Annotated in this window: 22 protein-coding genes; 19 read left to right on the forward strand and 3 right to left on the reverse strand. The window is 54.6% G+C overall.

The features are described from left to right. Position 1 precedes the first annotated feature (1 nt). The 16 genes from rplO (at position 2) to glmM (ending at position 13,524) form a co-directional block, all read left to right on the forward strand. A complete protein-coding gene (gene rplO / locus HMPREF2625_RS05200) occupies positions 2 to 448 on the forward strand; it encodes a 50S ribosomal protein L15 (RefSeq protein WP_013397609.1) in 447 nt (148 codons plus the stop codon). 272 nt (positions 449 to 720) lie between these two features. Next, the gene (secY, locus tag HMPREF2625_RS05205; RefSeq protein ID WP_013397608.1) at positions 721 to 2,028 is read left to right on the forward strand and encodes a preprotein translocase subunit SecY; all 1,308 of its coding nucleotides are present in this window, start codon (positions 721 to 723) and stop codon (positions 2,026 to 2,028) included. Further along, positions 2,025 to 2,588, forward strand: a complete 564-nt coding sequence (locus tag HMPREF2625_RS05210; RefSeq protein WP_013397607.1) for an adenylate kinase — start codon at positions 2,025 to 2,027, stop codon at positions 2,586 to 2,588. Before secY ends, HMPREF2625_RS05210 begins: the two co-directional genes overlap by 4 nt. Positions 2,589 to 2,705: 117 nt before the next feature. Further along, positions 2,706 to 3,542: a type I methionyl aminopeptidase gene (map, locus tag HMPREF2625_RS05215; RefSeq protein ID WP_070522462.1), complete on the forward strand. Its 837-nt coding sequence runs from the start codon at positions 2,706 to 2,708 to the stop codon at positions 3,540 to 3,542. An 80-nt stretch (positions 3,543 to 3,622) separates the two neighbouring features. Continuing rightward, positions 3,623 to 4,852 carry a 23S rRNA (adenine(2503)-C(2))-methyltransferase RlmN gene (rlmN, locus tag HMPREF2625_RS05220; protein WP_048754759.1) on the forward strand — a complete coding sequence of 410 codons (1,230 nt, stop codon included), beginning with the start codon at positions 3,623 to 3,625 and terminating at the stop codon, positions 4,850 to 4,852. Positions 4,853 to 5,060: 208 nt separating this feature from the next. Next, complete coding sequence (gene infA / locus HMPREF2625_RS05225; protein WP_005505018.1) at positions 5,061 to 5,282, forward strand: translation initiation factor IF-1; 222 nt, start codon at positions 5,061 to 5,063, stop codon at positions 5,280 to 5,282. A 126-nt stretch (positions 5,283 to 5,408) separates the two neighbouring features. Further along, a complete protein-coding gene (rpmJ, locus tag HMPREF2625_RS05230; RefSeq protein ID WP_004005257.1) occupies positions 5,409 to 5,522 on the forward strand; it encodes a 50S ribosomal protein L36 in 114 nt (37 codons plus the stop codon). Positions 5,523 to 5,695: 173 nt separating this feature from the next. Next, positions 5,696 to 6,064: a 30S ribosomal protein S13 gene (gene rpsM / locus HMPREF2625_RS05235; RefSeq protein ID WP_005505026.1), complete on the forward strand. Its 369-nt coding sequence runs from the start codon at positions 5,696 to 5,698 to the stop codon at positions 6,062 to 6,064. Positions 6,065 to 6,132: 68 nt separating this feature from the next. Next, positions 6,133 to 6,537: a 30S ribosomal protein S11 gene (gene rpsK, locus HMPREF2625_RS05240; RefSeq protein WP_004005255.1), complete on the forward strand. Its 405-nt coding sequence runs from the start codon at positions 6,133 to 6,135 to the stop codon at positions 6,535 to 6,537. Between the two features lie 137 nt (positions 6,538 to 6,674). Beyond that, positions 6,675 to 7,667, forward strand: coding sequence for a DNA-directed RNA polymerase subunit alpha (locus tag HMPREF2625_RS05245; protein ID WP_013397604.1), 993 nt, complete (start codon positions 6,675 to 6,677; stop codon positions 7,665 to 7,667). A 100-nt stretch (positions 7,668 to 7,767) separates the two neighbouring features. Beyond that, complete coding sequence (gene rplQ / locus HMPREF2625_RS05250) at positions 7,768 to 8,487, forward strand: 50S ribosomal protein L17, sunset domain variant (protein WP_004005253.1); 720 nt, start codon at positions 7,768 to 7,770, stop codon at positions 8,485 to 8,487. Positions 8,488 to 8,703: 216 nt separating this feature from the next. Continuing rightward, positions 8,704 to 9,600 (forward strand): tRNA pseudouridine(38-40) synthase TruA, encoded by an 897-nt coding sequence (gene truA / locus HMPREF2625_RS05255; RefSeq protein WP_180950149.1) that lies wholly within the window; start codon positions 8,704 to 8,706, stop codon positions 9,598 to 9,600. A 264-nt stretch (positions 9,601 to 9,864) separates the two neighbouring features. Beyond that, positions 9,865 to 10,308: a 50S ribosomal protein L13 gene (gene rplM, locus HMPREF2625_RS05260; RefSeq protein WP_004005251.1), complete on the forward strand. Its 444-nt coding sequence runs from the start codon at positions 9,865 to 9,867 to the stop codon at positions 10,306 to 10,308. Between the two features lie 33 nt (positions 10,309 to 10,341). Next, positions 10,342 to 10,839 (forward strand): 30S ribosomal protein S9, encoded by a 498-nt coding sequence (gene rpsI / locus HMPREF2625_RS05265; protein WP_004005250.1) that lies wholly within the window; start codon positions 10,342 to 10,344, stop codon positions 10,837 to 10,839. Between the two features lie 169 nt (positions 10,840 to 11,008). After that, positions 11,009 to 12,064 (forward strand): polyphosphate kinase 2, encoded by a 1,056-nt coding sequence (gene ppk2 / locus HMPREF2625_RS05270; RefSeq protein ID WP_013397602.1) that lies wholly within the window; start codon positions 11,009 to 11,011, stop codon positions 12,062 to 12,064. Positions 12,065 to 12,165: 101 nt separating this feature from the next. Then, positions 12,166 to 13,524, forward strand: a complete 1,359-nt coding sequence (gene glmM / locus HMPREF2625_RS05275; RefSeq protein WP_070522469.1) for a phosphoglucosamine mutase — start codon at positions 12,166 to 12,168, stop codon at positions 13,522 to 13,524. 209 nt (positions 13,525 to 13,733) lie between these two features. On the opposite strand, the gene mscL is transcribed toward glmM, so the two are convergent. The 3 genes from mscL to coaA all read right to left on the reverse strand — a co-directional run bounded on the left by mscL (position 13,734) and on the right by coaA (position 16,306). Beyond that, positions 13,734 to 14,102: a large conductance mechanosensitive channel protein MscL gene (gene mscL, locus HMPREF2625_RS05280; RefSeq protein ID WP_004005247.1), complete on the reverse strand. Its 369-nt coding sequence runs from the start codon at positions 14,100 to 14,102 to the stop codon at positions 13,734 to 13,736. A 202-nt stretch (positions 14,103 to 14,304) separates the two neighbouring features. After that, entirely contained in the window at positions 14,305 to 15,294 is a 990-nt protein-coding gene (locus HMPREF2625_RS10765; protein ID WP_083295622.1) for a M15 family metallopeptidase, read from the reverse strand. A 55-nt stretch (positions 15,295 to 15,349) separates the two neighbouring features. Further along, positions 15,350 to 16,306: a type I pantothenate kinase gene (gene coaA, locus HMPREF2625_RS05295; protein ID WP_037231131.1), complete on the reverse strand. Its 957-nt coding sequence runs from the start codon at positions 16,304 to 16,306 to the stop codon at positions 15,350 to 15,352. Between the two features lie 185 nt (positions 16,307 to 16,491). Here coaA and glmS point away from each other — a divergent pair, with 185 nt between their 5' ends. The 3 genes from glmS to HMPREF2625_RS05310 all read left to right on the forward strand — a co-directional run bounded on the left by glmS (position 16,492) and on the right by HMPREF2625_RS05310 (position 20,652). Next, positions 16,492 to 18,375 (forward strand): glutamine--fructose-6-phosphate transaminase (isomerizing), encoded by a 1,884-nt coding sequence (gene glmS / locus HMPREF2625_RS05300; protein ID WP_070522475.1) that lies wholly within the window; start codon positions 16,492 to 16,494, stop codon positions 18,373 to 18,375. Positions 18,376 to 18,575: 200 nt separating this feature from the next. Further along, positions 18,576 to 19,010, forward strand: coding sequence for a holo-ACP synthase (locus HMPREF2625_RS05305; RefSeq protein ID WP_070522479.1), 435 nt, complete (start codon positions 18,576 to 18,578; stop codon positions 19,008 to 19,010). Positions 19,011 to 19,050: 40 nt separating this feature from the next. Further along, the gene (locus HMPREF2625_RS05310; protein ID WP_070522482.1) at positions 19,051 to 20,652 is read left to right on the forward strand and encodes a bifunctional ADP-dependent NAD(P)H-hydrate dehydratase/NAD(P)H-hydrate epimerase; all 1,602 of its coding nucleotides are present in this window, start codon (positions 19,051 to 19,053) and stop codon (positions 20,650 to 20,652) included. Positions 20,653 to 20,704 lie beyond the last annotated feature (52 nt).

Below are 20,704 nucleotides of genomic sequence, written 5' to 3' on the forward strand. Positions count from 1 at the left end.
GATGGCAGACGCTATCAAGATTCACGATCTGCGCCCGGCACCGGGTGCCCACAAGGCAAAGACCCGCGTAGGCCGCGGTGAAGGCTCCAAGGGTAAGACCGCAGGTCGCGGTACCAAGGGTACCAAGGCTCGTTACCAGGTTCGTCCCGGCTTCGAGGGCGGTCAGCTTCCGCTGCACATGCGCCTGCCGAAGCTGCGCGGATTCAAGAACCCGTTCCGTACCGAGTACCAGGTTGTTAACCTGAAGCGCATTCAGGAACTGTTCCCCGAAGGTGGCGAGGTCACCGTCGAGGCCCTAGTCGCTAAGGGCGCTGTTCGTAAGAACGAGCTTGTGAAGGTTCTGGGCGACGGCGACATCACCGTCAAGGTGAACGTTGTGGTTGATAAGGCTTCTGCATCCGCAATCTCTAAGATTGAGGCGGCAGGCGGTTCTGTAACCGTTAAGTAGTCTTCAGACTCACTAGATGGCTCCCGCACATGAGGCGGGGGCCATCTTCTTTGAACAGCAAAAGTCTGCATTAAAGCTTTTATGATGTATTTAACGTCTCAGAAATTCTAGAAAATTCATCTTAAATAACGCTCACAGAATACAAAATACACATATCTCGCGCCGTGGTTATCGACAACACCGGTGAACAGGCTAGACTGGAAGGTATGTGTTTAGCGTGTTCCTAACATCTGTGTTAGCGAATACATACCCCAAGATTTTCAGGAGGACATGTGCTTAGCGCGTTCGGGCGAGTCATTAAGACCGCCGACCTGCGACGTAAGCTGCTGTTTACCCTAGGCATGATTGTGCTGTACCGTATGGGCACCTTCATTCCCGCCCCCGGTATTTCCTACGGCACGGTTCAGCAGTGTCTTAACGCCAACCAAACTCACGGTGGCGCCTACGACATCATCAACCTGTTCAGCGGTGGTGCACTCCTACAGCTTTCTATCTTCGCGCTGGGCGTGATGCCCTACATTACGGCAAGCATTATTATTCAGCTGTTGCGCGTGGTCATTCCTCGTTTCCAAGAGCTACACGATGAAGGGGCTCAGGGACAGGCCAAACTCACTCAATACACCCGTTATCTCACTATCGCTCTTGCGCTTCTCAACGCGACCACGATTGTGTCTATGGCACGCTCTGGCGTGCTTCTGGGGAACTGCCCCGGTATCATCCCGCAAGACGATGTGCTGCACATCCTGGTTATTATCATTACTCTGTGTGCCGGTACCGGCGTCATCATGTGGATGGGCGAGCAAATTACTGAGCGCGGCGTGGGCAATGGCATGTCTTTGCTTATCTTCACCTCAATTGCTTCCTCATTCCCGAATGCTCTGGGCTCAATCCTGGAACAGCAGGGTCCGTTCGTCTTCTGGTCCGTGTGCCTTGTGGGCCTTGCCGTGATGCTTGCTGTGGTCTACGTGGAGCAGTCTGTACGCCGCGTTCCCGTGCAATATGCTAAACGCATGATTGGTCGCCGTACTATTGGCGGTACCAGTACCTATATTCCGCTCAAAGTCAATATGGCGGGCGTTATTCCCATCATCTTCGCCTCCTCACTGCTGACTTTGCCTGGTATTATCGCGCAGTTCAATACACCACAGGGTGGTGCAGCACCCCCCGAATGGGTGAACTGGGTAAATACTTACCTTACGAGGGGCGATCATCCGCTGTACATCGCTCTGTACTTCCTGCTGATTCTTGGATTCACGTATTTCTATGTTGCGGTGACTTTCGATCCGGTCGAGGTTGCAGACAATATGAAGAAATATGGCGGCTTTATTCCGGGTGTTCGCGCGGGTAAGCCCACTGAACGTTACCTCAGCTATGTGCTAACCCGCATTACACTTCCGGGTTCGCTTTACCTCGCTGTGGTTTCCATGATTCCGCTTGTTGCGTTGGTTCTCTTCAACGCAAACCAGAACTTCCCGTTCGGCGGTGCATCGCTGCTGATCGTGGTGGGTGTTGGTCTTGATACTCTCAAGCAGGTCAGCGCCCAGCTTCAACAACGAAACTATGAAGGATTGCTTCGATGAACCGTCTTCTGATCATAGGTCCTCCCGGTGCCGGTAAAGGCACCCAGGCCGTCAAGATTGCTGAGGAACTGAAGATTCCCGCGATTTCGACCGGCGATATTTTCCGGAAGAACATTAAGGAAGAGACCGAGCTCGGTAAGGAAGCGAAGTCTTATATTGACTCCGGCAACCTCGTGCCCGATTCTGTTACGAACAATATGGTGCGTGCTCGCCTTGACGAAGCCGATGTGGCACACGGTTTCCTTCTCGACGGATACCCCCGCAACATCGCTCAGGTTCACGAGCTTGATGCTATCCTTGCGGATAAAAACCAGCAGATCGACCGTGTACTTCTGCTTGTTGCGGATGATGACGAGCTTGTTGCCCGACTGCTCAACCGAGCTGCCGAGCAGGGGCGCACCGACGATAATGAAGAGGTCATTCGCCATCGCTTGAAGGTGTATGAAGAAGAGACCGCACCGTTGGTTGCGAAGTATCGTGAACGCGGTATCGTCAAAGAGGTTGATGGTCTAGGTGAGATTGCCGACGTGACCGAACGTATTCTTAAAGCCCTATCTTAGGGCTATACATTATAAACTGCGCCTCCGTCATCGTGCGGGGGCGCAGTTGCATGAACGCACTGCCGCAGTAATGGTGATACGGCAATGCTCTTAGGCCTCAGAACGAGAAGGAACCCTATGGCACGTGTAGAGATCAAAACTAATGCCCAGTTACATCACATGTCGCGCGCAGGCATCATAACTAGCCGTGCGTTGGATGCGGCAGTTGCGGCAGCAAAGCCCGGGGTGAGTACCGCAGAGCTCAATAAAGTTTTCGAGCGCAGTCTGGAAGAACAGGGCGGAATCTCGAACTTTTATGGTTATTATGACTACCCTGCAAGTATCTGCACCTCTGTGAATCATGAGGTGGTACATGGCATACCCGGTGACTATATCCTTCAAGACGGCGATATTATCTCCATCGATGGAGGCGCCTATATTATTGACCCGGCTACTAAGAAGCAGTGGCATGGCGATTCTGCGCGAACTGTATTGGTTGGACATACTTCACAGGCCCGCCGAGACCTATCCGATATAACCTGGGAAGCCCTCTGGCACGGTATCGCCGCCTTGTCGCACGCAAAGAAAATCGGCGAGGTTGGGATTGCGATCGAAGAATTCGTGCGCAGCGAAACCGGGGATACATACGGTATCATCGAAGACTATGTAGGCCACGGCATCGGTACCCACATGCATATGGCACCCGACGTGCTGAACTACGCCGCTCGTGACCTCGGCCCAAAAATTAAACCTGGCATGGCATTTGCAATCGAACCCATGCTTGTAACGGGGAATACCGATATCACCGTACTTGAGGATGACTGGACAGTCATTACAACCGACAGGTCGGATGCCTGCCAATGGGAGCACTCGGTTGCCGTGCATCGAGATGGTCTGTGGGTTCTAACCGCAGAAGATGGGGGAGCCTCTGAACTGGCACGCTTCGGCATTATCCCCGTACCGATTCCTAAGTAGCATCTGCCCGCTTTAGGGCGTGCATCCTTGACAAGCATCATAACCACAGGCTGAGCATCTATAATGCCCGAAGGAAAACTATGAGCGAAACTCTGACAGGCTGCGCCGCAGCTTCAACCGATTCCACGTCGCGCTCCACCAAAGTACCCGTGGAGATTTCAAGCGTGCGCCCCGAACCGGGAAAAATTGCGCTCAAAGCACCCCGGCGCACAAAACCGCCCAAGCATATTGCTGATTTTGATATGGCAGGGCGCCGTGAATTCCTCAAGGAACTGGGATACCAGCCCTTCCGTGCATCACAGCTCTCAAAGCACTATTTCGAACGGCTGGTTAACGATCCGGCGCAGATGACAGACCTGCCTGCTCAGGACCGTGACGAGATGGTATCCCGCGCAATGCCGCAGCTGCTAACTCCTGTGCGAACCCTAGAAGCTGACGGCGGGGATACCCTCAAAGTCGTACATCGTCTTTTCGATGGGGCGCTTATTGAATCGGTCATTATGCGGTATGACAACCGCGTCACCATGTGTATTTCCTCGCAGGCTGGATGCGGGATGAACTGCCCCTTTTGTGCCACCGGGCAGCAGGGGCTCACCCGCAATCTCTCGACTGCAGAAATCGTAGAGCAAGTGGTTGCTGGGGCACGATATCTGAAGCAGATGAAGGGTCTTGACAAGGCCGATGGAGGGTCGGAAGATACCCGCCCGCTACGCGTCTCCAATATTGTATTTATGGGAATGGGCGAGGCGCTCGCAAACTACAAATCAACGATGGGTGCGGTGCACCGTCTGATCGATCCCGCCCCCGAGGGACTGGGTATCTCCGCACGCGGACTTACGATGTCTACCGTGGGTTTGGTGCCCGGTATCCGCAAGTTTGAGCTGGAGAAACTGCCGATTACGCTTGCCCTCTCGCTGCACGCGCCGGATGATGAACTGCGCGATGAGCTTATTCCCATCAACCAGCGGTGGAAGGTTGATGAGACTCTGGACGCCGCATACGATTATTACCGCACGACCGGGCGGCGCATCTCAATTGAGTATGCGCTTATTCGCGATATTAACGACCAGGGATGGCGCGCCGATTTGCTAGGGAAAAAGCTCGCGCAGCGCGGTCGCGGATGGGTACATGTAAACCCTATTCCGTTGAATCCGACTCCTGGCTCAAAATGGACAGCATCGCGTAAAGGCGTGGAGCAGAATTTTGTGGAGCGTCTGCGGGCACACGGTATTCCAACGACAATTCGCGATACTCGCGGTTCTGATATTGATGGTGCATGTGGCCAGCTCGCTGCCAAAGAAGAGGAATAGGGGCGCCTCATACCAGGTAGTAACCCTTATTCTGCAGTTGTTTAAAAGGCAACTATGTCGTATAGTTGATAGTTGGCTGTTTGTACCAGCGTTAAGTGCGCCCTTTTTGCAGGTGCAAAACGCTCTTCACCAGTGTGTGAAGATATACAGCATCAGAAGATAAAACTGTTCAGAGCATAAACTCTGGGCACCGACGTTAGCGGAGGATATGGCAAAGAAAGACGGCGTCATCGAGATCGAGGGCTCTGTGGTTGAGGCTTTGCCCAATGCGATGTTCCGTGTTGAGCTAGACAATGGTCACAAAGTTCTCGCGCACATCTCGGGTAAGATGCGTCAGCACTACATTCGAATCCTGCCTGAGGATCGCGTGGTAGTGGAACTGAGCCCCTACGACCTGTCCCGTGGTCGTATCGTCTACCGTTATAAGTAAAACCCGATCATTAAACGTCGCTTCGGCGGCGTTTAAGTCGTGTTCATAGGGATAAATAGTTCTTCTGGTTGCCCAGTAAGAACCTCTTATCTCGCCAGTTATCAAGTTGCAATCAAAAGGAATGCGATGAAGGTCAAGCCGAGCGTTAAGCCGATCTGCGATAAGTGCAAAGTGATTCGCCGTCATGGCGTAGTCATGGTGATCTGCGAAAACCCGCGCCACAAACAGCGCCAGGGCTAAGCCCACGGTAGCTGCGTAACACCGCCTGCGGGCGGAATCGTCATAGGCACCGCTCCGTATCGTTTATCGAGTGATAAAGGATGCGGATACCTCCGGACTCAGAGGCCGGGGACCGGGCAAACACCCGGGCAGTGATGCTACAGACCTCTGGAAAACAACAAGGAGAAGCCAGTATGGCACGTCTCGCTGGAGTTGATATTCCCCGCGAAAAGCGCGTGGAAGTTGCTCTCACTTACATTTACGGCGTGGGCAAGACCCGTGCTCACGAAACCCTTGCTGCTACCGGCGTGAACCCTGACACTCGCGTCAAGGATCTCACCGACCAGGAGCTTGTGGCACTTCGTGACTTCATCGAAGGCAACTACAAGGTTGAAGGTGATCTTCGCCGCGAGGTTGCAGCCGATATTCGCCGCAAGGTTGAAATCGGCAGCTACCAGGGTCTGCGTCACCGTCGCGGCCTGCCGGTTCACGGTCAGCGCACCAAGACCAACGCACGCACCCGTAAGGGCCCGAAGCGTACCGTCGCAGGTAAGAAGAAGTAAGCAACGTTGCTCTGTCGAACTATCAGTATCGACCAACGTATTAGAAAACCTTTGTAGGAGAATCAATAATGCCTCCCAAGACTCGCGCCGCGGCTGCTCGCAAGACCCGCCGCAAGGTCAGCAAGAACATCGTTGCTGGTCAGGCTCACATCAAGTCGACCTTCAACAACACTATCGTCTCCATTACCGATCCCACCGGTGCAGTAATCTCGTGGTCCTCTGCAGGTGATATGGGCTTCAAGGGCTCTCGTAAGTCCACTCCCTACGCCGCACAGTTGGCTGCTGAGACTGCCGCAAACCGTGCTAAGGAACACGGCGTCCGTAAGGTTGATGTTTTCGTAAAGGGCCCCGGTTCTGGCCGTGAGACCGCAATCCGCTCTCTGCAGGCAGCAGGCCTAGAGGTTGGTTCGATTCAGGACGTAACCCCTGTCGCTCACAACGGTTGCCGTCCGCCGAAGCGCCGCCGCGTCTAATTAGGCGAATGCCTAATCCCTCTGCGGCTGTCGTCTTCACAGATAACACCAAAGAGTCCAGACACCCGTCTGCTTCCTAAAATCTGTTTTCCCAAACTTGTGGGCTCATATAGCGGAGCTCACCGAAAGGAAACAAAGTGCTTATTGCACAGCGCCCCACTCTGACTGAAGAGGTCGTAGCGCCGAACCGTTCGCGCTTCACCATCGAGCCCCTTGAGCCGGGATTCGGCTACACCATGGGTAACTCCCTCCGTCGCACTCTGCTGTCCTCCATTCCCGGCGCCGCTGTTACCAGCGTTCGTATCGACGGTGTTCTGCACGAGTTCAGCACTGTTCCCGGAGTCACCGAGGATGTCACCGAGATTATCTTGAACGTCAAGAAGCTCTCGATTTCTTCGGAAAATGACGAGCCCGTAGTTGCATACCTGCGTAAGCAGGGCGAGGGTGAACTTACTGCAGCCGACATTGAAGTACCTGCCGGTGTTGAGATTCACAACCCGGAACTGCACATCGCAACCCTCAACGCGAAGGCAAACTTCAATGCCGAACTGATTATTGAGCGCGGTCGCGGTTATGTGTCTGCAGCTCAGAACAAGACTGGTGATGCAGAGATCGGCCGTATTCCGGTTGATTCTATTTACTCCCCGGTTCTGAAGGTTACCTTCAGCGTTAACGCAACCCGTGTTGAACAGCGCACCGACTTCGACAGCCTGACTTTGGACGTCGAAACCAAGGAAGCCATTGCACCGCGCGATGCCGTCGCATCCGCAGGCAGCACCCTGGTTGAGCTCTTCGGACTTGCACGTGAGCTCAACGTTGCCGCCGAGGGTATCGAGGTTGGTCCGTCGCCTGCCGACGAGTCCATGGCTGCCGATTTGGCTCTGCCGATTGAGGACCTTAACATGTCCGTTCGATCCTACAACTGCCTCAAGCGCGAGGGCATCCACACCGTGGGCGAGCTCGTAACTCGTAGCGAGGCGGATCTGATGGATATTCGTAACTTCGGTGCTAAATCCATTGATGAGGTCAAGGCTAAGCTGCATGAGCTTGGTCTGGCTCTCAAGGATTCCCCTCCGGGCTTTGAACCCGTTGCTCGTGCATACGATGACGAAGACGGTTCCGGCGAATAAATTTCGATCGAATAGTTCACCCGGTTGTTCCGGGATCAGTAAACGTGGTTCCTAAGTCCCGTTGTTGGGGCGGTGGAACGTAAATCATGGAGAAATAACTATGCCTACTCCCACTAAGGGTCCCCGCCTCGGCGGTTCCCCGACCCATGAGCGCCTAATGCTTAATAACCTGTCGGCGCAGCTCTTCCAGCACAAGCGCATCACCACCACCTTGACTAAGGCAAAGCGTATGCGCCCGGTGGCTGAACGTTTCATCACCTTCGGTAAGAAGGGCGATTTGGCGGCTCGCCGTCGCGTGCTGCGATCCATTACCGACAAGTCCGTAGTACACGAGCTTTTTACTGTAATTGCACCGGCAATGGCCGAGCGTCCCGGTGGCTACACTCGCATCACCAAGATCGGTAACCGTAAGGGCGATAACGCACCTATGGCCGTTATCGAACTCGTAATGGAGCCTGTAGAAACCAAGGGTGCTGTTGCAGAAGCTACCAAGGTTACTGAGAAGGCTGCCGAAGCTCCCAAGGCTGAAGCAAAGAAGGCAAAAGCTGAAAAGGCTGAACCTAAGGAAGAAGCTAAGCCCGCTAAGTCTGAAGGTACCGAGGGTCTGCCCGCAGGTGCACACGCTCCGTTAGAATCTGGTGAGGCTCCCGAAGGATTCGAGGTCAAGGGTAACGCTGACTCGATGAAGTACCACGTGCCCGGCTCCCGCTGGTATGCAAACACCATCGCCGAAATCTGGTTCGACTCCGCTGAGTCGGCTGAGGCGGCAGGTTACGCACCCGCCGGTGGTGCAGCAGCTCAGAAAGTTTCTGCTGAGTAAGCACAGCTAACGCGTTAGCTTATTGTCAAAATCCGTCGCCTAGGTTCCTAGGCGACGGATTTTGCGTGTTTCAGACGTATATTCTTGGGCAATTCACCAGGTATTGTTGAAGGGCGAAAGGGGAAAGCTACTGTGTCTGATCAGTTACAAGAACCTGGTCCTCAGGCATCACAGATAAACCTAGACTCACAGCCATCATCTGGCGATGGGGACGTGCTGGGCACGCAGCGGGTACGCATCGACTGCGCCTATGACGGCACGTGGTTTAGCGGGTGGGCAAGGCAGCCTAACTTGGTAACTGTGCAGGGTGTATTAGAGGATGCGCTGGAGCTGGTGCTTCGCGCGCATCACCGAGTGACGGTCGCCGGTCGTACCGATGCCGGAGTACATGCACAGGCGCAAACTATCCACCTTGATATTGCCGCCGAAACCTGGCAGAAACTTACCGGGCGTGACGGGCTGGCAGATCCAGCTGAGTCGCTCAAACGTAAGGTTTCTGGTGCCCTGAAACGAACCCTGGCGCAGGCAGAACATACGCTAGGAATCCCTGAGCGCATGCGCGGGCTTCTTCAAGGATCTCTTGTGCTTCACCAGGTACAGCCCGTGCCGCAGGACTTTGATGCGCGGTTTTCAGCGACCGGCAGGCGGTACACGTACCGCATCCTGGATGGACAGGGGAGTAGCCCCGATCCGCTGCACCGCGCGTATGCCTGGTGCATTCCCGAAAGCCTAGACCTTGAAGATCTTAACAAGGCAGCTCATGAACTTACGGGGCTACATGATTTTCTCTCGTTCTGTAAACCGCGTGAGGGAGCTACGACGATTCGTGAACTCCGCCGTATATACCTAACACGCCATGATGACGGAGTTATTGAAGCGACAGTTGAGGCAGACGCTTTTTGTCACCATATGGTGCGCTCGCTTATAGGGGCACTAGTTCTCTACGGCACCGGAAAACGGACCCAAACATGGCTGCGGGAACGCCTAGAAAACCCGCAGCGGGATGCCTCACTCATTATGGCACCCCCGCATGGATTAGCTCTTGCACACATTGATTATCCAGCGCCTGAAGAGTACGGTCTGCAGGCACGAGCTACTCGGGCAATGCGGTAGAGCAACATTTTTAACGGGGAATCCGTGCCATTTAAGGGTTTTGGTGTGGATTAAGCACCTAAATTGCTGTATAGTTTTGCTAGTTGTGCGTGTTCTGCCCGAGCACGCTCTCGGCACTGTCTAGTTGCAGGACGTCAAGGTGTCGCAGAGTACGGGCCAGAACGGGCGAGCATTCGGTCCTCACCCGGATTCGTCATGCACGTAGTAATAGGCGTGATACCCAACTAAGCGCCGAATGTACATTTCGAGACAAAGGCCAATATTTTGCGCACTTATACTCCTAAGCCCGGCGAAGTTGAGCGCCAGTGGCACATCATTGATGCCACCGATGTGGTGCTCGGTCGCCTCGCAAGCCAGACCGCTATCCTGCTGCGCGGTAAGCACAAGCCGACTTTTACCCCTAACGTGGACACCGGCGATTTCGTGATCATCGTGAATGCCGAGAAGGTCGCTCTGACCGGTGCAAAGCTTGAGCAGAAGCGTGCATACCGCCACTCGGGTTACCCTGGCGGTCTGAAGTCCGTCAATTATGCAGAGCTTCTTGAAACCAACCCTGTTCGTGCGGTTGAGAAGGCTGTGAAGGGCATGCTGCCCAAGAACAAGCTAGCTGCACAGCAGATCAAGAAGCTGAAGGTCTACGCTGGTCCCGAGCACCCGCACGCGGCACAGCAGCCCAAGACCTACGAATTCAACCAGGTCGCCCAGTAATTCGGGCCTACGAAGAAACTATTAGGAGAAATCGTGGCTCAGAACGAAGAGCAGATCGTAGTCGAGGAAGAGCTCACTAGCTACACCTCGGAATCCGCAGCCCCCGTCGCGGCGGCTGCACAGACAAGCCGTCCGGCACTGACTGTTGCAGGTGCTGCAGTCGGTCGTCGTAAGGAAGCAGTGGCACGTGTTCGCGTGGTTCCCGGCTCCGGTAACTGGACCATTAACGGCCGTAGCCTGGATAGCTACTTCCCCAATAAATTGCACCAGCAGGATGTGAACCAGCCGTTCAAGATCCTGGAACTTGAAGGTGCTTACGATGTGATTGCACGCATCAGCGGTGGTGGTCCCTCCGGTCAGGCAGGCGCGCTGCGCCTCGGTATCGCTCGTGCCCTCAACGAGATTGATCGTGAGAACAATCGTCCCGCGCTGAAGAAGGCAGGCTTCTTGACTCGCGACGCACGTGTTATCGAGCGTAAGAAGGCCGGTCTCAAGAAAGCACGCAAGGCTTCGCAGTTCTCCAAGCGTTAATCGCTGGTTCTGCTGCACAAAGCCCCCGCACTTCCCAAAGAAGCGCGGGGGCTTTGTGCATTATAAGGGGTTTACCTGCATAAGGTTGCGATAACTGTTACATTTGTCACTCATTCTCACTCTCGGTACAGTTAAAGTGTCAAAGCAGACACGAACGGAAAGAGAATTCATGACAGAAAAGAACCTTCAGCCCGCAACGGAGCAGGTCGAGAGCACCGTACCCGAAACCGCTCCTCAGTCTTCCGATGTTGCAGATCCAGCCGTATCAGAGAAAAAGCACGCGATTAAAGAAGCTCTCAAACCCCAAGTTCGTCGCACCTCGGTGGTTGAAGACTATGCGGCAGAACTGGATGAAATGGCATCTCTCACCCATGCTCTGAGCGGAAATAAGAAAAGCTCAAGGGGCGATGCCTGGAAGATTGGCTACCCCTACGATGAAAAACTCGGTCGTAAAGCATACGAAAAAGAAAAACGCGCACTGCAGATTGAGCTTCTGAAGCTCCAGCTATGGGCAAAATCGACCGGGCAGAAAATCCTCATTATTTTTGAGGGACGCGATGCTGCGGGTAAGGGTGGTTCCATCAAACGCTTTACGGAACACCTGAACCCCCGTGGGGCTCGCGTGGTGGCTCTTGAAAAGCCAACCGATATTGAACAGACTCAGTGGTATTTCCAGCGCTATATCAAGCACTTACCCTCTGGTGGCGAGATCGTCATGATGGACCGTTCCTGGTACAACCGCGCCGGGGTTGAGCGTGTGATGGGCTATTGCACGCAGGCCCAGTACTTCGAGTTTATGCGCGAAGTACCTGACCTAGAACGTATGCTCGTGAACTCGGGCATTAAGCTCATTAAGTTCTGGTTCTCAGTCACCAAGCAGGAACAGCTGGCACGCTTTACCTCACGACGCACCGATCCTGTTCGTCAGTGGAAACTATCACCTACCGATTTGGCGTCGCTCGATAAGTGGGATGATTACACCGCTGCAAAAGAAGCCATGTTCTTCTACACCCATACCGGCGATGCCCCGTGGACCGTTATCAAGTCAAATGATAAGAAACGTGCTCGTCTGGAAGCCATGCGTTACGTGCTCTCACAATTCGACTACACCTCAAAAGACCGTGAAGTCGTGGGAACCTGCGATCCTTTGATTGTACGTTCTGCAACGGATGTTTTTGAAGAAGAAGGCGGCAGTGACCCCGAAGGTTTCCCCGTCATCCAATAAATAAAACTTTTGGTTGGTTTATTCAATAAACCTGCTAAGAAAATAACCAAGAACCGCCCCTACCTACCAAAGCGGGGGCGGTTCCGGCGTAAGATAGTAAGGTGACTGAACGACTTTTTGGAACTGATGGAGTGCGCGGCCTCGCGAATGAGATTATCACTCCGACACTCGCTCTTGAGCTCGCGCAGGCAGCCGCCCTTGTACTTGGACACGAGCAGGTCGCCGAAGGCACCCGCCCCCGCGCTGTAATCGCTAACGATTCACGCGCATCTGCAGATTTTATTGTTTCTGCCATGAAAGCCGGGTTTACCAGCGCTGGTGTGGATGTGTTGGACGCGGGAATCGTCCCCACTCCGGCCGCCGCCTACTTAGTGGCTTACACGGATGCAGACTTTGGTGTGATGATCTCAGCATCGCATAACCCTGCCGCCGATAACGGCATTAAATTCTTGGCGCGCGGCGGACAAAAGCTTGAAGACGCCACCGAAGATGCGATTGAGCGCGTGTACCGGGAAAAGAACTTTAGATACCCTACCGGGGGCGAGGTCGGATCTATCCGCTCCCTAGAGAACGGTACTGAGGCATACGTTAAGCACCTAGTTTCCACGCTAGAAGACGAGAAGCCTCTCACAGGTCTTAAGATTGTGTTGGACTGCGCGAATGGCGCGGCTTATGCAGCTTCTCCTGCGGCCTTCACCCAGCTGGGGGCTGAGGTTATCGCGCTCGCGGCTGAACCGAACGGCACCAATATCAACGATGGCGTAGGTTCTACGCATCCGCAGTCCCTTCAAGCTGCCGTCGTTGAACACGGCGCAGCCTTGGGGATTGCACACGATGGTGACTCTGATCGATGTCAGGCAGTTGATGAGCAGGGGAACCTGGTAGATGGCGATCAGATTATGGCTATTCTTGCCTTGGCGGCGCATCGTGCTGGGCACCTGAGCCAGAACACTCTGGTGGCAACCGTGATGAGCAGCCTAGGGCTTGAACTCTATCTGCGTGAGCATGGCATTTCGCTGGTGCGCACCGCCGTGGGCGACCGTTATGTACTCGAAGAGATGCGCGAGCACGGGTATAACCTAGGCGGTGAGCAGTCCGGGCATGTGATTATGAGTGACTATGCGACCACGGGCGACGGAGTGCTCACCGGGATTCAGCTTGCTGCTGAGGTGGCGCGCAGCGGGGAGAAACTTTCTGTGCTGGCCTCACGGATGCAGCCCACCCCGCAGCGTTTGATTAACGTGAAGGGCGTAGATCGTGCCGGCGTTTCAACCAATGCTGCGCTGAATGCTGCTGTGGCCGATGCTGAGAAGGGGCTGGGGGAGAGCGGGCGTGTTCTTCTGCGTGCTTCTGGAACCGAACCGCTGGTACGCGTTATGGTTGAGGCCGCTACGCAGGAGCAGGCCGATTCTGTTGCTCAGCATCTTGCGGATGTGGTGGCGAAAGAACTGGCTCTCTAGTCTTACAGGCTTTCTAGAAAATTGTGATGCGTATCGTTGGCGAAATATTTCTATCTCGCCGACGATACGCATTTTGTTTATAGCGCAGGTTCAGCTCATATCGGCAGATTTATTCGAGCTGAAAAATACCGTGGGGCGCATCCAAATTCGGATGCGCCCCACGGCTTTTGTTGAATGACTAGTATGTTTGAATCGGAGTGATCCGTAGATTACTTCTTAGCGAGGGAATCGCGGATTTCCTTGAGAAGGGTAAGCTCGGTTTCTTCTTCCTCTTCTTCACCCTTGTTGCGGGTAGCCCTTTCATTGAGCTTCTGAACCGGAAGAACCACAGCGAAGTACACAGCAGCCGCAATGAGCAGGAAGTTTACGACAGCGGTCAGGAAGACACCGATCTTAATCTGACCGATGACGAGGAAAGAATCAAAGTTCGGAGACTGGACGAGCATGGAAATTGCGGGCATGAGCACCGACTGAACCAGCGCAGTCACAACTGCGGTGAACGCAGTACCCATGATAATACCGACTGCAAGGTCGATAACGTTGCCACGAATCAAGAAATCTTTAAAACCTTTAAGCATGTACCTAGGGTATCGTGTTTCCCAGCAAATTTTCAGGAAAAACCAACAAAAACCGCTCCAAATAAAGTGATTTTCTTCACTAGTGCATCATATATCAATCTGTAAAGGTTGATTTTAGATATTTGTTTCTGTGGGTTAGAACCCCGTCTAAAGACTAGTTAGGGGGTAAGCCATTGATAAACCCATAAGGGCTGGCTGAACCCTACCCAAGATAATCTGGTGCCGCACCGGTGCCAAAAAACTCTTCCAGAGTCTTTGCGCCGGACGCCGAATACTCCTGAGTCAGACCAACACCTAAATAACGGTAATGCCAGGGTTCAAAGATATAGCCCGTCACATGCTGCTGGTTCTTTGGGAAACGCAGGATAAACCCGAAGTCGGGGGCGTTTTTCGCCAACCATTGACCCGCACGAGTATCTTGATAGCATTCTTGCAGCAGGCATCCTTCGGGGGAACCGAAATCGATAGCCAGTCCGGTCTGATGTTCCGAATATCCGGGTCGTGCAGAAAGTGTATCTGCGGTCTTCTGCCCATTAACCTGAACCCAATGCTGGTAGGTCTGTTTCTGCGCCGCGAAGGAACGATAAGCACTGCTGACCGTGAGGGTTACCCCATCCCGTGCTGCCGCATCCATCATGGACTGTGCCGCCGCAGCCGCCTCAGCACGTAACTGCTGCCCATAAAACGGCACCAAATCCTGCGGGGCCCAATCTTGCGGTGAGAATGGGCGAGTTTTATTGACGATGCACCGTAACGATTCCGGATGCGACTCGACCGATGTGTGCTCAGCAGGTTTTTTGCTCTCGGGCGCGGAAGGTTCTTCTGTAGTGCCGCCTTCTGGTTGCGACTTCTGGTCTTTGGGTTGTGAAGACTCTGAGGCTGTGGTCTCTGGGTTAGCTTTTTCAGACGGTTTCGTCTCTGGGGGTTTCTCGTTTGCCGTCGGGGACGCACTAGGTTTTATCGTAGGGTTCGATGGGGTGGAACTCTTCGTAACCTTCGGGGTGGCGGTAGGTGAAGATGATGCACTTGCCGGAGAAGTCGTGCCTGTCGCGCTTGGTGTAGTGGAAGCGGTAGCTGATGTGTTCCCGCTAGTCTGAGGTTCCTGAGAGCCGCATGCAGACAAGACCCAAGACCCAGATGCTGCAGAGGCTGCAGTCAGCAGCGCTCGGCGTGAAAAAACTGATGTACCCATCGGGAACCTCCTTGGGAAACTGGTCTTTATTCTGGAATATGTCAACGGCAATGCGCTAATTTTTGCGCAAGAGAACCTGCGCCACCTTATGGTCGGAACCTTTCTGCAAGATCAGGTGCGCGCGAGCGCGAGTAGGAAGAACGTTCTGTACGAGGTTAGGCTCGTTGACGGTTTTCCAGATACCGGTGGCAAGCTCAATCGCTTGGTCATCGCTTAACTCAGCATAGCGCTTAAAGTAAGAATCCGGGTTCGTAAACGCGGAGGAGCGCAGGGTGAGGAACCGGTTAACGTACCATCGCTGAATATCTTTGGTATTTGCATCGACGTAGATGGAGAAATCAAAAAAGTCACTGAGCGTCAGGTCTGAGGTTTCGGGGCCTTCAGTGCCAGCAGGAGCGAGTACATTAAGTCCCTCAAGAATCAGCACATCAGGGGTCGTGACCTCAATCTGTTCATCGGGAAGAATGTCATAGTACAGATGCGAGTATTTGGGGGCTCTGACCACAGGGACCCCCGATTTTATATCGGAGACAAATTGCAGCAGCGCCCGCCTGTCGTATGATTCGGGAAAGCCTTTGCGGTGCATAATGCCGCGGCGTTGTAACTCAGCATTTGGGTACAGAAAACCGTCGGTGGTGACGAGCTGAACCTTCGGGGTTGAGGGCCAGCGCCTCAGGAGTGCCTGCAGCAGGCGTGCCGTCGTCGATTTGCCGACCGCTACGGACCCGGCTACACCGATAATAAAGGGAACTCGTCGGTGGGATGCCTGAAGGAAGTCATTCGTCATGTGGTTGAGTGAGGATGCCGCATTGACGTATAGATTCAAAAGTCGGGAGATCGGCAAATAGATCTGACGTACCTCATCGAAGTCTACCGGTTCTCCTAAGCCGCGGAGCGCTTCGAGTTCCTCTTCGCTGAGGGGTACCGAAATTTCGGTCGCTAGACGCGACCATCGTGAGCGTTCCAGCTCGACAAAACGCGAGCTGGCGGCAGAAAAATTTGAGGAGCTCATTCCCCTAAGTGTACGAATTTTGCGCGTCAGATGCGAACAAGGCGTGGCATCCTTTAGGTTAAGAATGCACAAAGGCTGGGGCTATACCTTGAAAGAAATGCCTTTTGACTAGGGGTTATTCTGCCCACAGGTGTAAAGGGCGCCGGGTTAGCTGCCCTGGGGCGTGAATAAGATAAACTTGAGCTATGTGTGGAATTGTAGGATATGTAGGTCTGGACGCAGCTCCGGACGGTAATAAATTCGACCACGATGCATACAAAGTGGTCATTGAAGGTCTGCGCCGCCAGGAGTACCGCGGCTATGACTCGGCCGGTGTTGCGCTCGTATGCCCTGACGGCATCGAATTCCGCAAGAAGGCGGGCAAACTTATCAACCTAGAACATGAGGTCGAGGACGCGCCGCTCACCGAATCACAGATTGGTATTGGCCATACCCGTTGGGCTACCCACGGTGGCCCCACCGATAATAACGCGCATCCGCACGTGGTCGATCACGGTCGTCTAGCGGTTGTGCACAACGGTATTATTGAGAACTTCGCCGAGCTACGCGCCGAACTGCTTGCCGAAGGGGTGGAGTTTCAGTCTCAGACCGATACCGAGGTAGCTGCGGCACTTATCGCAAGTATCTATAACAAACTGGGTACTAAAGACCTGACCGAGGCTGTGCGTGAAGCATCAAACCGTATGGAAGGTGCTTTCACGATTCTTGCGGTTCACGCAGACCACCCTGACCGTGTGGTGGCAACCCGCCGCAACTCTCCGCTGGTGATTGGACTGGGAGAGAACGAGAATTTCTTAGGATCCGACGTTTCGGCGTTTATCGACCACACCAAAGAAGCCGTAGAGATGGGGCAGGATCAGATTGTCACCATCACTGGTACTGACTATTCCATTATTGATTTTGCGGGCAACCCCGCCGAAGGCAAGCCCTTCCACATCGAATGGGATGCTGCAGCGGCGGAAAAGGGCGGCTACAACTCGTTCATGGAGAAGGAAATCCACGAGCAGCCCACCGCCGTTGAGCAGACCCTCATGGGACGCATGGATGAAAAAGGTAACCTCGTTCTGGACGAGCTTAATATTGATGATTCCGTGCTGCGCTCGATCGATAAGATCATCGTGGTGGCCTGCGGTACCGCAGCGTACGCGGGTCAGGTTGCGCGCTACGCTATCGAGCACTGGTGCCGTATCCCCACCGAGGTCGAGCTTGCCCACGAATTCCGATACCGCGACCCCATCGTGAACGAGAAGACCCTGATCGTGGCTCTCTCGCAGTCCGGTGAGACCATGGATACCCTCATGGCGGTGCGTCACGCCCGCGAACAAGGCGCTAAGGTCATCTCCATCTGCAACACCCACGGTTCAACCTTGCCGCGTGAATCCGATGCGGCGCTGTACACCCACGCTGGCCCCGAGATTGCGGTCGCATCTACCAAGGCGTTTCTGGCGCAGATTACTGCAGCATATCTGCTGGGTCTGTATCTTGCGCAGCTTCGCGGCAACAAGTACAAGGATGAAATCTCTGCCATTCTCGGTGAGCTGCAGAAGATGCCCGCCAAGATCCAGAAGGTTATCGACAACGATACCCTCGTGAAGGAACTTGGCACCGAGATGAAAGATACCTCTTCGGTGATCTTCCTCGGGCGCCACGTTGGGTTCCCTGTTGCCCTTGAAGGCGCGCTTAAACTCAAAGAGATCAGCTACATCCACGCCGAAGGCTTCGCCGCCGGCGAGCTGAAGCACGGTCCTATCGCCCTGATCGAAGAGGGTCAGCCCGTTATCATCATTGTGCCTTCCGCACACGGGCGTGAATCTTTGCACGGCAAGGTTGTTTCCAATATTCAGGAGGTGCGCGCTCGCGGCGCCTTCACCATTGTCATTGCCGAAGAGGGCGATGAGGCTGTCAAGGAATATGCGGATCGTCTGATCACCGTTCCTGCCGCGCCTTCTCTGCTGCAGCCTTTGCTTGCCACCGTGCCGCTGCAGATTTTCGCGTGCGCACTTGCTGAAGCGAAAGGACTGGACGTTGACCAGCCCCGTAACCTCGCCAAGTCGGTGACCGTGGAGTAATCCTTATCCCGCATATGCGTTCGCGTGGGCGGTGTCGTTACCCTTCAGGGGACGGCACCGCCCACGCCTCGTTAACCCGCACTACAGTGCGAGGCCGAGGAAGTTTCATGATGCGTTAACATTGTTCGCCGTACTGTCTTCCCTGCATCAACCTCGCTAAACTTAAAACAAAACTCGCATTTTGGCAGGAAAGGCGAAAAATGATTATCGGAATCGGCGTAGATACCGTCAACATTGAGCGCTTTGAACGAATCGTCACCGAAACACCCGCTTTTGTGCGCAGGGTATTCACACCGAATGAGCGCACTCGTAATATCCGTTCTCAAGCCGTACGTTTTGCCGCCAAAGAAGCGGTCGCCAAAGTCTTAGGGGCACCCGATGGGCTCAACTGGCAAGATTGCGAAGTCGCCAGCAGCGAGAGTGGGCAGCCATACCTGATTCTTACGGGAACGATCGCCGAACGTGCCCGTATCCTCGGCATCAACCGTCTGCACCTGAGCCTAACCCACGATGAACCCGTAGCCGTTGCCATCGCCACGGCGGAATATCTGAGCGCTACAGAGCTTGCCCATCTGAAAAGGTTCGATCCTGAAAGCTACAGTATGACGGTTCTCACCGAAGACCCCACCGACTAGCCCCTGCCGCATCGACGCGAGCATTTGATCAGGAGGAGTTATGAAGCTCGTCTACACGGGTACACAAATTCGCAACGCTGAACGTCCTTACCTTGAGGCACCGGACTACGACGGGTATTTGATGCAGCGCGCGGCAGATGCGCTCGCCGCCGAAGCTCACGATATGCTCGCTGATGCGGGGCAGCATAGCCAGTACACGCGCATCCTCTTATTGGTTGGGCCGGGGAATAACGGTGCGGATACCGTGTATGCAGGCACCCGTCTGCATCAGCAGGGGTATCGCATTGAGGCTGTTCTTTTCGACCCAACCGGTAATAACCTGGAGCTGCTCGCCCGCGAAAGCGGCGAAGGAACCCGCGTGCTTGACACCGCCCAAAGCCTGCGCGACATTGCCTCCTACTCCCTGATTATCGACGGTATTTTGGGAACCGGCGCGAAGGGAGCGGCACGTGGGGAAGCGGGGGAGTATCTGGCTAAACTCCGTGCCGTGCAGCTGGACGGTAAATTACCCCCAGTGCTCGCCTGTGATGCCCCGACTGGGCTCGATAGTGAACGCGGCACCCTGCATGAACCCTCACTTGCGGCTGAGCGAACGGTTACGTTTATCGGGCGTAAACTACCTGCAGGAACCCATATTGCGGAGCACTGCGGAACTATTAAACTCTACGATTTAGGGGTTCCCGAAGCTCTCAAGGGGTATAAGCCGATGCTGCGCGTTATGGAACGTGAGGACTATCGTGATCTGCTTGAAAAGCCTTCGGTATCCTCGCATAAGTACAATCGTGGTGTGCTTGGCATGCTCACGGGAAGCCGCGATTATCCCGGTGCTGCCCTGATGAGTGTGCGTGCTGCCCTCAACACCGGGGTGGGGATGGTGCGTTTCAATGGGAAAGACGATACCTTGCGCACTCTCATGCTCGGGCAAAACCCGGAAACAGTGTGTTTTACAGGGCCTCCCGCCCATGAGCATGTGCACGCCTGGGCTGGCGGCAGCGGCACCGGTCCCGAAACCCTGGATCATAACAGGTACCTGCTCAATGCCCCCGAACCCGCAATTCTGGATGCTGGTGCGGTAGACCTTGCCGCAGATTATTTAATGGCGGGGCACAGCCTAGGCGAACATAAAATTTTGACTCCGCATGCGGGGGAACTGGAACGTTTTCTGCGGCGCATTCATGAGCATTCGCCGCAGCGTTGGGAAGAAATGCTCGACGGTGCTCTCGTACCCAGCCGGGAAGATATTAACGCCGAGCCGTTCCGATGGGTTCGTGCCGCATGCGAGCTCAGCGGCGCGACTGTGATGCTTAAGGGCTCGACGACGCTTATCGCCGCCCCCGTGGGTGCCACCTATAGCGTGCACGGGGCTACCGGGTGGCTTGCTACCGCCGGAAGCGGCGATACCCTCACCGGTATTCTGGGTGCTCTCTTGGCACAATATATGGCGGCTGCGCAGGAACGTCATGAGCAGGTCGAGGGATGCACGTATGCAAGTCTTGCGGCACTGGCGGTTTACCTGCATAATCGTGCGGCGCTGGCATCGTTGGAGGGACGCAAAGGGCCGGTTCCTCCCAGCCGAGTGGCCGCGTATTTACCGCAGGCGATTGCGGGACTTCTTGATGAGAAAGCCGTTCTCGACGATTAAAACCTGAACGAGATACATAGTATGGTGGGGCGTGACATCATGTCACGCCCCA

This window comes from Rothia sp. HMSC064D08, from assembly GCF_001809525.1.
GTDB lineage: Bacteria > Actinomycetota > Actinomycetes > Actinomycetales > Micrococcaceae > Rothia > Rothia dentocariosa.